This window comes from Methanomethylovorans sp. (assembly GCF_041447285.1).
Lineage (GTDB): Archaea > Halobacteriota > Methanosarcinia > Methanosarcinales > Methanosarcinaceae > Methanomethylovorans.
This window is the reverse complement of sequence record NZ_JBGMEB010000006.1, coordinates 278,202-294,244: the sequence shown is the minus strand read 5'-3', so window position 1 is coordinate 294,244 and position 16,043 is coordinate 278,202. Positions and strand designations below refer to the sequence as shown.

The 16,043-nt window shown below is 42.5% G+C and carries 3 protein-coding genes; all 3 read right to left on the bottom strand.

Features of this window, described 5'->3' with window-relative positions:
* Positions 1–3: 3 nt before the first annotated feature.
* On the bottom strand, positions 4–4,932 hold the full coding sequence (gene cobN, locus ACC612_RS04175; RefSeq protein WP_371853215.1) for a cobaltochelatase subunit CobN: 4,929 nt from the start codon (positions 4,930–4,932) through the stop codon (positions 4–6).
* A gap of 398 nt (positions 4,933–5,330) precedes the next feature.
* Complete coding sequence (locus tag ACC612_RS04170; protein WP_371853214.1) at positions 5,331–10,619, bottom strand: cobaltochelatase subunit CobN; 5,289 nt, start codon at positions 10,617–10,619, stop codon at positions 5,331–5,333.
* 266 nt (positions 10,620–10,885) lie between these two features.
* Entirely contained in the window at positions 10,886–16,039 is a 5,154-nt protein-coding gene (locus ACC612_RS04165) for a cobaltochelatase subunit CobN (RefSeq protein ID WP_371853213.1), read from the bottom strand.
* Positions 16,040–16,043: the final 4 nt, after the last annotated feature.

The following is a 16,043-nucleotide window of genomic DNA, read 5'->3' as shown; positions in this document are numbered from 1 at the left end:
TTATCAGATTTTCTTCCGTTTCATGAATCCTACAAACACAGCACACGAAGCTAACAGGACTAACAAAGCACCTACAATATCAGCACCAGAGAAACTTATTGAAGAAGATTCAGGTTTATTTTCCACCTTCTCCGTGGTCATCTCATATCCTTCAACATAGTTATCCTCTGCAGTGGTTTTCATTACAGGCTCCTGCTCAGCCAGAGTGCCAACACCTGCATCTGACTGTTCACTCTGGTTACCACTTCCAGATTCCTTTACATTAGCTGTTCCGGTAGAACTACCCCCTCCGGATTTTGTATTATCATCCGAGGATTCCAACTGTACATTATCACTGCTGGTAGCTTCTTCTTCAATTCTGAGGAATTCCTCAAGCTGACTCTCGCTTACTACACCCAAAGTGGAGGCAATACCTGACACGAATTCATTATTCAGCAGGTTGCCACAGGTATGATGACAGCATGTGACTCCGTTATCGACAACAGATTCAATGTAATCCTGCACAAGACTCTTCAGCACCTCTTCAGATGGTTCCCAATTACCTTTCCTGACAGTTTCAATCATCCTGGCAGTCATAGCCTGATATGCATATGGATTATTGCCTTTTATCCATTCACTCATTTCGGCATCATCCATATATGTCTCATAGACCCTATTCCATACATCGTCACTTATAAGCTCGGAATCCAAAGCTTCCCATCCCCAGAGATTTTCCAGGAAGCTCTCCATCTCCTTAGCACCTTCAAAACCATGTTCCTGCATTCCACTTATCCAGGTAGGATTAAAGTATCTCGCATAGAGTTCATTTGCAATGTAGGTTTGAAGTGTTTCTATTTCCAGGTCGTCAAGATCTTGCAGGTTCACTACATACGTATCCGGAGCAGTGCCAGATATATACGTGACAGCATTGTATAATCCACCCATATACTGATAGAAATCATCTGTATCCAGTGAACCGTACGTACTCGAACTCCTGCTGTGGAAAATAGCTTGTGTTCCATTAAGGTTGCTTTCAAAGATCAAAGAATTGTCTACGTCTATTGACTTGCCAGTTTGCTGCTCAATGTAATCAGCTATAGTTTGCCCCCAGATATTTTCTCCGTAAACATAACTCATCTTGTTGATGTACAATTCTGCAAGTTCTGTGCTATTATTCCATGTATCGCTTGCAGATGCTGCATTAGCCATGCCGGTTCCATAGGCTCCGTCAGCTGGACCAAATACCCTGAACAGTGCAATATCAAGAGAGAGGTTTCCGTCATGAATTGTCTCATTAAGTACTGCCTGCAAAGCATCTGTATTTATGCGTACATAGTTATCCTGTTCCTCCTGCTCGTAGGCAAGCCTGACAGCCTGGTCAATGAGTTCTACCTTCATGGGGAAAGTATCTCTGTAGAGACCAGAGATCTGCACTATTACATCTATACGCGGTCTTCCCAGTTCTGATGAATTCATCAGCTGGATGCCCGTAACTTCATTACCATCATCCCATACAGGTTCTACACCAAGGAGGTATAATATCTGGGATTCCATTACACCTTCGTGACGTGTTGATTCTCCTGCCCAGAGAATATATCCTACCTTAGTCGGATATTTACCATTCTCTGCATAGTATTCCGCAAGCCACTGGTCAACAAGAGCCTTGCCTTCCTCCCATGCCTGCTTTGTTGGAAGGAGCTGTTCATCGAAAGCATAGAAGTTCCTGCCAGATGGAAGTGTTTCAGGACGAAGTACCGGATCTCCTCCAATATTTGCTTCGATATATTCTCCATCCATAGCCCTGAGTATCTGTTGTATCTCATTATCTGACTCAGAGAGCAACTCTGTGTAATTGAGTGCAGTATTAAGTTGGCCGTCTATATCTGTGGAAGTAGCACCCAACACCTGCATTTGGGCATCACTGGAACTCATGTTCTCAAGAATAACTTTTGATAGAAGTTCACTTGATGCGTTTTCCGAATTGTTATATGCTGCAACAAGTGTGGAAAAATCATCACCTAACATGGAGTTGACCATTCCTACAAGCTCGTCTCCTTGAGGAGCTTCCCCAAGTATATGTAGGCCATAAGGCATAGATTGACCTTTGAGATCAGACAGAACATCATCAACTTCATCCAGGAAATCATCAATAGTCTCGTTATCCTGCGCCAGCGTCATATTTACTTGTTCATCAATTCCCAGGTCAATCACCAGACCAATGATCCCCTGCAAATGAGAATGTTTTAGTGATTCGGACTCCGTAGTAGATGTCTGGTAAGTAGTTATCTCACTGCTAAGTACACTGTAATTACCATATAGGCCAGCAGATATAACAGGTGGTATCAAGTGATCGATAATAACTGCATTGCCTCTGCGCTTGGCCTGCATACCTTCTCCCATACCATCCATTACATAAGGGTATATCACAGGTATGTCCCCTGTCATGATTGCAGGCCATTCCTCACTAAGGAGACAGAAGTCCTTTCCGGGCAGCCATTCAACAGTCCCATGACGACCTATATTAACCATTACATCTGCTCCATATTCATGTTGCAGCCACAGATAGAAAGCTATGTACTGGTGATGTGGAGGCAGCTCTGAATCATGATATAATACCTCATTGTTCTCCAGCCATCCCCTTGTGGGCTGCGGTGCAAGGATAACATTATCGCTTACCTCTATCTTCGGGATCACAATGTACTTTTTGCCATTGCCAGCTGTGTAGACCATGACATCTCCAGGTGCTTCGCCCCAGACAGATGTAACCTCTTCTCTTCTTTCTTCAGGCAGGTCATCGAACCAGGCTTCATAGGTGGCCTCAGGAATAAGCTCAACACTGCCGTTCTCTACAAGTCTTTCAAGTTCGCCCGGAGCCCAGCCACCCACATTAGTACCCTGATGTACAATCAAATCTACTAACACAGTTTCGTTGGGTATCTTGCTAGTATCCACATTATATCCGGTATCTGCCATAGCCACCAGCAGGTTGCGTATGCTAGGCACAACTTCAAGATAAGATGCACCGATGTTGTCTTTCCCTCCTCCGTGGTTGTAATAGATAATGGCTACTTTCTTGTCTGCTTCGTCCTTTTCTCCAAGCTCAGCCTGGGCTAAAGTGCGGTTTGTCAGCCACTCCACCTGCGAGGGTTCAGAGGCATAAATTTCCGTACCTGACAAGGTATCATTTTCCTCGGCAGCTATCATAATCGGATCAATGAGCCCCATGGTCTCGGGACCATAAAGCCTGAGCATATATTGCACCGGGATCGGAGTAGTAGTATTCTTCCATTCTTCCAGATCCATGTAACCGTTTAAGACACCATTAATAACAGGCACATTCAACTTGTTGATGTCAAAATAATTGCCACGGTAAAGGAACGATATGACCACATCTACCTTAGTGTCAGCACTGTGATTAAGGAAATCGTCCATGGGATCAGTTGAAGAACCATAACATGCAACTACATTGGCACCCCTTGCTTCAAATCCTTCGATAAGCTTGTTCACAGGTTCCATATCAAGGGGATAGTAAGACTTGTAGAATGCAATACCTATAGTAGGAGCAGCGGCATCGAAGCTGTGCCCATCTGTCCGATTGGCATACCATTGGAAGTATTCACTGCTACTGTTAGTGAATAAATTCATAGATGTACCTGTCAAAGAAGGATGATATATGGCACCTTCAGGAGGACCAATAGGTTCCTGGACATCCAGATCTGTCCTTCCGTAGTATTCAGTAGCAAGATAGAAAATCAGATTATCAAAATTCTCAGCATTAGAAGCACCGTTTAGCCAATAATCCTGAAGGTATGACTTAAAAGATTCCTCATCAGTGAAACTGGATGGAATGAAGGGTATACTTTCATTAAGGTATGTATTATATCCAATCACCACACAACCATTTGCAATGGCAGCATTAACTGTCTCCTGAAGTTTGTAAGCTGTCTGAGTAAACATGTTGACATAAATGATATCCATCTGGCTAATATCCTCATTACCACTGATTTTGTCTGCAAGATAGTAACTGGCCGTGATATTTAAGTTGGTGTTACTGTTCACCCTTGAGACAAAGTCAGCAAGTTGTGCATCGTGGCTAGAATATCCCGTTATTATAGCTACGTTCAAATGTGGTGCATTGGATAAGTCAGTATTTGAGGCAGTGTATATCTCCTTAAAAAGAACCACATTCACATCAGCCCTGCCTTCGCCTGTTTTGGATATAGTCTTACCGGATATAGTTGCTTTTTTCAGCGTACTTGCGCTGTCCAGCAGAGTAAGTATGGCTTCATGATCAACATCATCGTTCTTTCTCATAGAAAGGCTTAAGTCTGCTAAAGATTGACCATCCTCTATGGTGATGCTGGTAACATTTGTGAGCCACATGCCACTCATTGCAGTGCTATAAATAACCGACTTCAGAACGTAATTTCCATCAGGTATGCCGGTGAAAACAAAGTTTCCATACTGATCACTGGTTGTATTGGCATAGAAACTGCCATTTTCGAGGGTAAGGACAATATCAACATCTGTCCTGTTCTCTCCTGTTTTTGAAACTGTCTTTCCTGATACCGTTGCAGTTTGAAGGGCAGATAATATATCTTCGTGATCGATATCATCGTTCTTCCTCATGGAAAGATTAAGATCAGCCACTGATTGCCCACCCTCTATGGTAATTTCAGTCACGTTCGTGAGCCACATGCCACTCATTGCAGTACTGTAAATCACAGATTTGATTACATAATTACCATTTGGAACATCTGTAAATACGAAATTACCGTCTGCATCGCTTGTGATGTTGCTGACAAAAATCAGATTGGTTTCTAAGCTGTCTGTCGTATTGTTGTCATCAGGTGCGGCCATACATGACGGCAAAAGTAAGATCACAGTACATAATACTGCGATCAAAATTCCAAGTATTCTTTCTTTATGAACGGTTCCTATTGTTGTTTTCAAGCTAACCACCGTATTTGTTTTGCTATTACGATCAATTAAATCTAAATTGAGTAAAGAAGAGTTACTAAATCACAGTAACATATCAGTTGTATTTAGAGATAAGTATGATTTATTTCTAAACGGATATTATGAGTATAAGCAAAAACTGACCATTATATATAGATATCTATTTGCTTTTTAGATAATAAATGAAATGAGAATAGATGTAACAATATTATAATTAACAAAAAAGCAGCTTATGTGGAATTATAAAATGATTAACGAATGACTTTAACAATTAACCACTTACAAAAAATTAATCAATTTGTTCAAGCGAACTAAAAATGGACAACCTTGCAATAGATGCAAGGTTGTGTAAACCAATAATTCTTTACCAGATAGCTATCTGCTATATATTTTCACATTTTCTTTTTCCTCATGAATCCAAGGAATACTGCTCCTGCTGCTACTACGACCAAAACAAAAGCTACTATGTCTGAACCAGAGAACGTAGGAGTACTGCTAGTTTCAGGTTTAGAAACTGTTTCCTTTGTCATCTCATAACCTTCTACATAATTCGGATCCTGAGTTGATTTCATGGATTCCTGAGGTGCTTTGTCCAGATCTGTTCCAACACCTGCATTTGTTTGAGTTGTCTGGTTGCCGGAACCTGTGGATTTCACCTGTGCAGAACCTGTGGAACTTCCACTCTTTGTGGATTCAGTAGATGAATCAGCTGAATCTGTATCTTCATCGCGGAGTGTAGCTTTATACAGCTGTTCATTGTACTTCTGAACTAAATCCTCGCTGACAACACCTGGAACAGAAACCACACCCTGTACAAAATCGTCCAGAAGAGGGTTACCACAAGTGTGATGACAGCAGGTGGCACCATTCTCTGCCACAGACTCCATGTATTCCTGGGTCAGGCTTTGCACAACCTCATCAGAAGGTTCCCAGTATCCTTTACGGACTGCTTCCAGCATTCTTCCTGTGATGGACTGATAAGCTCCAGCGTTCTCTGTATCGAACCATTCGTTCATTTCTTCATTGACATAGGTTTCATAGACAGTATTCCATACGGAATCATCCACGAGTTCCGGATCGGTAACTTCCCATCCCCATAGATTGTCCACAAACTCCGCCATCATTCTGCCACCAGCATATCCAGATCCCTGCATACCTTCTATCCACTTGGAATTGAAATATCTGGAACGCAGGTTCTTGCTCAGATATTCCTTCATTCCGGTCATCTGGGCATTACCAGGATTCCTGGTATCTGAAACATACATCTCTGGCGTCTGGTGGTCATCCCTTACATACCTCGTTGCAAGGTTCAGTCCACCGAAATACTGGAAGAAATCATCGTTATCCAGGGTATCATACAGATTAGAAGAATCTGAATGAACTGATGCATCTACCTCCTTCAGATTGGATGTGAGCAGTTCCTGACACTGATATCCCCACAGCTCAGTACCGTATGCATAGCCCATCTTCTCAAGATACAGATTTGCGATCTCATCCTCGTTATCCCAGGTGCCGCTTGCTTCTATTGCATCGCCAACCAGGATATCATAAGTTCCATCCTGTACCGCAAAGCATCTCATGGTAGAAAGGGTTTCAGCCATAGCAGCTGTTTCTTCCTCGGTATCAAAAGATCCACGAAGGCTTTCATAAAGATCCTGATATATGGCCTGTGTGCTGGTATTAACATAGTTGAGATAATTCACGGAGGGAGCTGTGTTTGCAAGTTTCACTGCATCATCAAGCATTTTGATCTTGCTTGGGAATGCATCCCGCATACCTGCAGTTGCATAAACTATGTCAATGCGGGGTCTTCCAGGTAAGGAAGTATCGTAGTTCGGAAGCAGTTCTTCTTCAGGTATGAGCTCCACGCCAACCACATAACCATTTCTATCCCATACAGGCTTCACACCCAGCAGATACATGGCTTCAGCTTCCAGAGTACCATGGTCGCGAATGAACTCCACACCGAATCTGGAGAAAGATACCTTTGTAGGATATTCCCCATGTTCCTCGTAGTAATCCACCAGCATTTCCTGCGCAAGCATTACTCCTAGTTTCCATGTAGCTTCCGACGGATAAAGTTCAGGGTTTACTCCGTAGAAGTTCCTGCCTGTTGGCACAGCATTCGGATTCATTACTGGATCAGTACCTGGACCCGCAGGTATGAAACCGGCACTTAAAGCATCGATTACTCTGTCCATCTCAACAGAAGAATTAATCAAACGCTGTTTGTATTCTAATCCAAGTTCCAGATCTTTGGCAACGGATTCATTGGTGTAACCATAAACCAGATTCTCTGCATCAGAAACGGAAGTGCCATTGGTCACAACTTCCCATACTAGTGAATCTACTTTCGTATCATTGTACGGTATGCCCAGTGGATAATCACCTGTCGGATAATAAGCAGCTGTGACATTGTCCTCTAAATAGCTTTTCATCATGGAACGTACCATACATGAAAGTTCATCCCCATCAGGAGATGTAGAATTCGAAGCTGGTACTTCTCCAAGGACATGCATACCATAAGGTATGTTCTCACTTGCGATATCTTCCAGATATTCATGTAGCACGTTCTTTACAAAAACATCAAAAAGCGTTTCATTATATCCATAGAGTTCCGAAACATTCAGCTCCAGGTCTACAGTGAGATTTGCTTTTACCATTTCATCGACAATGATCATCTGGTACCCTTTCTTCGTCTGGGTAGACATCTCCTGTCCATAGTATTGCTGAATATAACGTGACAGATTGGATAGTTCCCCATACATGCCCGAACGTTCCAGAGTTGGTGTCATGTGATCAATAATAAGAGCGTTACCTCTGTATTCGGCTGTAAGGCCCTCTCCCACATTGGCAACAATGTACGGATAGATATTTGGCAGGTCTTGCAATAGTAATGGAGACCATTCGGCTGTTCTGTTCATACCATAAGCTTGTCCTGGAAGCCATTCATGTGTACCATGTGTTCCCAGATGAATGATAGCATCTGCATTCCACTGCTTGTTAAGCCACAGATAGAAGGCTATGTACTGATGTGGCGGTGGAACTAGATTACTGTGATACAAAGTATCATCACTCTGCATGAAACCACGAGCAGGCTGAGGCATAAGCCATACATTTCCGAACTGAACAGTAGGTATCACCAGATATTTACCGGACTCGTTCTCCCATATCATCAGGTTCTTGTCTTCTGGTAGGTCTTCCTGCCAGGGTGCTCCCCATTCCTCGATGACCTCGTCCCGTAGATCTTGCGGGATCTCTGATTCAAACCATTCGCGATATGTTTCCATGGGTATTAGCTGCAATCCCCATGATGTTTTGTTCTCAACCATTTCATTGAGTACACCGGGTGCCCAGCAACCTGCATTTATGCCCTGGGCCTGGATCATATCAAGCAACTCTGTATTGTTTGCTGGTACTGAAGTAACATCGAACCCATCATCCTGCATTTCCTGAAGCATGAGCCTCATGCTGGAAATAGTATCAAGATAACTGGCTCCGATATTGTCCTTGCCTGAAGGATAGTTGTAATAGATTACTGCAACCTTCTTCTGCGAATTATCCATGGATTTGAGGTTTGCCCAATTTATGGACCTGTTACCTATCCAGTCCACCTGACTGCCTATAGGAATAGCTTCACTTGTACCGTTTGTAGAATCATAGACGTTCTTACCTATGACAATATACTCAAAGATACCATCAAGATCAGGACCTAGGGTCATCCTCACTACCTGTGAATTAGGTATGCCCCTGTTAGCATCTGCAGGATCGACTGTCTCAGGTTCATCTACAACAATACCCCTGAGAACAGGTACATTGAGTTGTCTTAATTCACGTTCTCCTTTCTCATTGTCGTAGTAGTTTAGTCTGAAACTTTTCAAGGATATGACACACTGAACCAGCGACTGGTTGTTCTCATCACAATAGTATTTCACTATGTCATCAAATGTATCGAATCCTACAATGACATTACAATCCTTGCCTTCAAGGTCAGAGATTAGTGCGTTTACAACTCCTAATTGCCCATTGGTTATATCATCGCGATGGAACCACATACCTATTGTGGGTTTTGTGGGATCGTACACATGATGTGTACCGTCATTTACGGAATACCATTCCAGATATTCCTGGGTGGTCTCAAAGTATTTTCCTGAATAATCTTTGTGATAAAGTCCCACCTGTGGAACAGCAGAAGAATTAGAGCCACCTATTTCCCAAGCCGCAGTAAGCTCGGAATTACCACCATATTCCTTGGCAAGGTATACAAGGAAATTCTCAGCATTTGTTAACTGAGCATCGGTCTCTGTACCCATGTTATTGTAATAGTTAAGCAATGTGACATTCTCATCACCGGTGTACACATGATCAAAGTACCCCGGTGTATCAATGGAATGCACATCTACAAACACAGTGCCTGATTCATGTGCCTGCCAGAAGCTCTGGTTAAGAGGAGTGTAGATGCTGCTGGAAAGCATATCACAGAATATCACATCCTGCTCCTGAAGTAAACCGCTTGAAGCCGCCTGAAGTAACTCATCGCTGGGACCATCCCAGGTAGTGACATTAAAGGATGGAACATAAGTAAATTCGATGTTCTGGCTGTAAGGATTGGTCATACTGGCATTTTCCAAAGCCGGACTTGCTGCAAAAGAAAGATACATAATTTTTATGCTATCCCATTGGCTAGTGATTTCTGGATGATTTCCATATTCCTTCGCAAGATAACGTAAAAGATTCTCTGCATTAAGCAGTTCATCCTCAGTGGCAGTGCCCATATTGTTATAATACGTATCTATGAGCTGAGTTGTAGATCCATCGGAGATGTAGTCAAAATATTCAGGGGTACCCATAGACCTGATGTCCACAAGAGATATATTTGCAGCATCAGCAGCTTGGAATGTTTCACTGAGAGGTTCAAATACAGCAGATGAAAGCATATCAGTGAATATTACATCCTGTTGTAGCAGCAAACCACTTGAAGCTGCTTGCAATAATTCGTCACTTGGACCTGCCCATGTGGTAGTATTGAAGGAAGGAATGTATGTAAATTCTATACTATCATTGAAACTGGTAGTATTTGCAGCGGTTGCCAAAGCAGCGCTTGGCTGCCAACCAATATACACAATGCGTATTTTGCTTCCCCAGGGATCAGTGATCTGAGGTTTATTACCATAGTTCTTGCACAGATACGTCAAAAGATCTTCTGCATTCTGCACCTCGGTTTCAGTTCCTGTGCCCATGTTAGCATAATAGGTATCAATTGGCTCTGTTGAAGATCCGTCAGATACATAATCAAAGTAACCAGGTGTTCCCAGAGACCTTATATCCACAAAAGAAGTACCGTTGTCCTTTGCAGTCTTAAAGGATGAATTCATAGGGTCAAAAACTGCACTTGATAACATATCAGTGAAAATAACATCCTGTTCTATCAATAGCCCTGAATTTGCTGCTGCAAGCAGTTCATCACTTGGACCAGACCATGTGGTTGTGTTGAATGAAGGAACATAAGTGAACACTACATCCGAACTATATGCCATGGACTGGCTTGCTGCTTCAAGAGCAGCATTCGGTGTCCAGGAAATATACATAACATTTACCTTGTTTTCATCTGCCGCTGCTATCTGTATACTGAACAGCATAGCCAGTATACAGATCATCAATAGTAATTCTCTCCATTTCATAGTACCATCCCTTTCAAAAATGGAATCAGCTTCGCTATTTATCCTATAACGCCAACCATTAGCTCCACTTTTGAAAATATATTACCCAATATTACAAGCAACACCAATAAACAAAAAGCTGCATCTTAAAATTTCAAAAATATTCCCCACAAAAATAGGTATGGATATACCTACCTTTTGGATAAAGGCAGGGAAATAGCCAAACCAATTACCAGGCCATCGGCCTAAATGGGGTATCGGCACATTTAGAAAAGTGCCATAAAAATTTACATTTTCTTCTTCCTCATAAATCCAAGGAACACTGCACCTGCTGCAACTACTACCAATACAAAGGCTACCAGATCCGAACCTGAGAATGTAGGAGTGTTGCTATTCTCAGGTTGAGAAACAGTTTCCTTTGTCATTTCATAGCCTTCTACATAATTATCCGGAGTAGACTTGGGAGTTTCAGGCGCCTGCTTGCTAAGGTCCGCACCTGCACCGACCTGGGTATTAGTAGTCTGGTTTGATCCGGAAGTTGTAGCCTGGTTGGTAACCTCCAATTTCTTATCGCTGGAACTACTGCTGCTACTGTGGCTTGAACTGCTTTCAGTCTCAGTCGCGGTAGTTGCTTCCTCCATGAGTTTCTTGTACTCTGCCGCAGTTTCTTCGTCCACCACACCCGGAACGGACATGACACCCTGTATGTATTCATCAAGTGAAGGATTGCCGCAGGTATGATGGCAGCAGGTAACCCCATCTTCCACCACAGACTCAACATATTCTTTCACCAGATTCTGGACTACCTCATCAGATGCATCCCATGAATCCTTCCTTATTGTTTCAAGCATTCTTGCTGTTATGGATTGATACTGGTATGCATTTTCTTTTAGGAACTCATCAAGTCCAAGGTTTTGTGAATCCAACACATACGTTTCATATATCTTATTCCAGTCCGAATCAGTTACCAGATCAGGAGTGGTAGCTTCCCATCCCCACATATATTCTACGGTCTTCATTATCTCCCTGGCACCTGCATAATCATACTCCATCATACCGGTTATCCAGTTAGGATTAAGGTACCTTGCAGTCAGCTCAGCACTGAAAGCTTCACCAAGTGTGATGATCTCCGGATTGTCAACACTCGTAAGATCCGCTATGTACATTGAAGGAGATTCACCTGAAATCGATTTTACAGCAAGTCCTAGTGCTCCGAAGTAGGAGTAATAGTCGTCATTGTCTATGAGACCATAAAGGTTCGAAGTATCACTGTGTATGGCTGAATCCACATTTCCAAGGTTCAGTTCGAATACATCCTCATAATTAACTCCCCATACATCTTCTCCATAAACATTTGACATCCTGGATATGTACAGGTCAGCAACTTCGGATGAATTCTCCCAAGTATCACTGGCTTCTACAGCTTCTGTAACACCTGTACCGTATGTGCCAGTGGCCTCACTGAATACTCTTGACATAGAGATATTGTGCGCAACGCTTTCATTATAGCCACTTGCCAGCATTGCATCTTTTATTGCCAGCGAATTCCACCTTACGTAGTTCGTCTCATTTGTTTCATTGAGCTGCGCAACCATACGTACTGCTTTATCCATCAGTTCTATCTGGTATGGGAATGTGTCACGATAAAGTCCCGAAGTTGTCATCAGCACATCTATTCTCGGATGTGTCATCTCCTCCTGAGGAATTACCGTAAATCCAGTAATTCTTCCACTGGTCCTTTCCAATTTAACTCCCAGAAGAGCATAAATCTCTGCTTCCATTAGACCTTCATGGCGCATTGTCTCGACAGACCACATCACAAAAGCTACCTTGTTAGGATATGTGCCATTAGCTGCATAATAAGTTTCAAGCCAATCATCTATAATGGCAGATCCCATTGCTTCGGTCTCTGCATCGGGAATAGTCCTCTGGTCAAAGCTGTAGAAGTTCTTGCCTGTGGGCAATGCATCTGGATTGAGTACGGGATCATTTCCTGTACCTGGCTCTATATACTCTGCATTAAGTGCCCTGAGTGTCTGGTCTATCTCACGTGTTGTCAAAGACAGATTATAGGCATATTTTGCTGCAAGTTCCAGATCAGATGTAACATTGGCATCCGTAAGACCAAGAATGTCTACCTGAGCTGTTGAAATATTTGTTTCATTTAAAATCGTTGCATTCAGAAGCAACACAGCATTTGAATCTGCCTCTGCTTGCCAGTCATTCTCAGTTCCGTTGTCTTTATCCAGCACATTGTAGATGTGATCTGTGAAGTCATCGCCTAACATGGATTTTACCATGCAGACTAGCTTTTCTCCTTCCGGTGCCACACCAAATACGTGAAGACCATAAGGTATGAGTTCCGACTTCATATCTTCAAGATAATCCTCTAACACGCTATCCAGGAAGTTCTCAAAGTCATCATCTGTCATATTATATAATTCACTAGTTGAGATTCCCAGGTCTTCCGATAGACTGAGATTACCATAAAGTTGTATCGTGCTGTTACGATAGAGAGCCGTCATTGAGGTTTCATTATCACCCTTTGAATCCTGATAATTCTGGATCTTCTCGCTCATCGTAGCAAGATCACCATAAAGTCCTGCTTCGATTATAGGTGGTGTAAGGTGATCTATTATGACTGCATCACCACGGCGCTTAGCCTGTGTGCCTTCACCCACGTTATCCATAATATATGGGTATATCACAGGAGTCTCGGCCACCATGATAGACGGATAGTCGTATCTCCACAATCCAACCTCGTTGCCCGGGAGCCATTCCTGTGTACCGTGTGTACCAAAGTGGATCATTGCATCTGCATCATAAACGTTATTGATCCAGAAATATGTCGCAAGGTACTGATGTGTGGGAGGTATAGAGGAATTATGGTAGATAAGTGATTCATCAGAAAGTATTGATCTCATTGGTTGAGGCACAAAATTGACATTTCCAAGCTGGATGGTCGGTATTACAAAGTATTTTCCACTTGAATTCTCATAAGTCATGACATCTCCGGGAGCTCTTCCCCAAGTGTTCTCTACTTCAGTACGCACGCTCTTTGGCAATGTGTTATACCATTCAAGATATTCATCCGCTGGAAGAAGGGTTACATATCCTGACTGCACGACTTTTTCAAGTTCTCCGGGTGCCCATGTACCAACGTTCCTGCTTTCAATGAACAGGTCAATAAACTCGCTTCCATTTGGAACACTTCCATTGCCGATGTTATAGCCTGCTGCCTGCATATCTTCCAAAAGCAAAGTGAAACTTGAACCAATGTCGAGGTAACTGGCACCTATATTGTTCTTGCCGCCCTCATGGTTATAGTAGAGGATAGTGATTTTCTTATCAGCATTTTCCTCTTTGCTAAGTTCTGCCCAGGCTATAGCCCTGTTACATATCCATTCAACCTGGGATGCAATTGGTTGATAATAATACTGCTCTGTTGCCTCATCCTGTACCCTTCCAGCCAACCAAATATAATCGGTAAGACCATCTATTTCAGGCTGTGTAACCTGATATGGAATAGAAGCAGTGCTCAATCCCAATACACTTTCATTATATTCATCTGGTGTCTGGTAATAATCCTCTATTCCTTTAAGCACAGGCACATTGTACTTTTGGAGATATTCTATTCCCTTTTCATGGTCATCATAGTTGAGATAGAAACCTTTCAGTGAAATAATGGAGTCAACAATCACTTCACCATCCTTAGTGAAATAATCCACATCATCTGTACATACAGCGTAAGTAGTGTAGATTACATTGCATCCTCTTGACTCAAGTTCCCTGATAATGGCATCCTGAGTAGTATATTCAAGAGATGCGGTACCAAGTTTGTTACCGATTACTCCAATTGTAGGAGCTGATGCATTGTAACCGTGGTCTGCATACCATTCCAGATATTCGGTGCTGTTTGCGAAGATTCTTGGGAATGCATCCGGATGATAGATACCATCTTCGGGAATAGCTGGATCAGCTGCAGAAGAGTATTCAATATAAACGTTCTCAAGAGTAGCTCCGACACAACGGATCCAGTTCTCCATATTGTCGTAGCCGTCATTGAATAGATAATCGGTCATTTCAACGTATGGAAAAACAGACATATCAAGCGTTGCTATGCCATAAACGTCTGACAGCATACCGAACATTCCGATCTGTGCACCGTTATTCTTTGCAGCAAGAAGCCTGTCCTTTATCTGAGGGAGCTCATTAGCTCCTACCATGTATAACATGATAACATCTTCATTGGTGAGATCTCTGGAACTGTTTATGGCTTCTGAGGCTGTCATCACATTGACATTGAACCTGTCTGTGATAACTGCTCTTTCAGCAAGCACCTGGTCCATATAATATACACTAGTATCTGAATTGATGATGTAAGTAACATTCAATTTTTCTTGCAAGATCTCTGGTTCGGCAATAGTTTGTCCTGCAAAGGCACCTGAGAATTTCTGGCCCATAAACCTGAGCATGTTAACCATGTTTGCCTCTCCGCCCTGTACCCAATATCTTTCGATATCAGTGTTATTGACAGAATAGAGGTCTACATTTGGCAAAGTAATATTATCAGAAAGGTTGTAACCTATGACCATAGCACCATTGGCTTTAGCAGCATTTATGCTGGTATTCCAATTTCCAAAAGAGGATTCAGGCTGTGATTCAATGAATATCATTGAGTATTCTGAAAAGTCAAAATCCGCTGGTACTGTTTCACTCTTAGAAATAACTGTTGTGCTTAATTCAGAAGATATATCCGATACAGCTGCTGCACTGTTAAGGGCAGCAGTATTGAAATCCGTGCCCAGGATGAACAGGAACTTCAGATCTCCTGTACCTGTAGAACTTCCTCCGGTAGTACTATTATCTGCTGAACCGCTGTCCGTGGAGTTACCTGTGGAATCCATAACCTCAGAAAGGCTGCCGTATTCTGTTGCGAGATATATTAGCAAGTTCTCTGCATTTGTGAGTCCGTCACCGATGGTTCCCATGCTGTTGTAGTAAGTGCAGATAGTATCGTTGCCCTTGCCATCTGAAGAATAATCAAAATACGATGGTGCACTGCTTGTACGTATGCTTAATAATGAGGTTCCGCTGCCATGTGCTGCCTGCAAACTAGCATTTACTGCCCCATTATTGGAACCGTAGACCTTGCTACCAACCATATCGCAAAATATGACATCCTGTTTTTCCAAAAATCCGCTTGCTACAGCAGAAAGTAATTCATCGCTTGCATAATATGAAGCATTGTATGCCGGAATATATGTGTAGTCTATATATTGGCTATACACATTTGTCTGGCTTGCAGATTGCAATGCATCACTTGGGTTGTATCCGATATAAGTGATATTTACTTTATCTCCGGCTGCCGATACCACTGTTGTAAGCGATGCTAACAACAATACACTTAATACTAATGTAAATCCATAGTTTCGTTGCATGTTA

Bases quoted from the DNA above. Each gene is read 5' to 3' on its own strand.
- ACC612_RS04170 (WP_371853214.1), bottom strand. From the start codon at position 10,619: ATGAAATGGAGAGAATTACTATTGATGATCTGTATACTGGCTATGCTG.
- ACC612_RS04165 (WP_371853213.1), bottom strand. From the start codon at position 16,039: ATGCAACGAAACTATGGATTTACATTAGTATTAAGTGTATTGTTGTTA.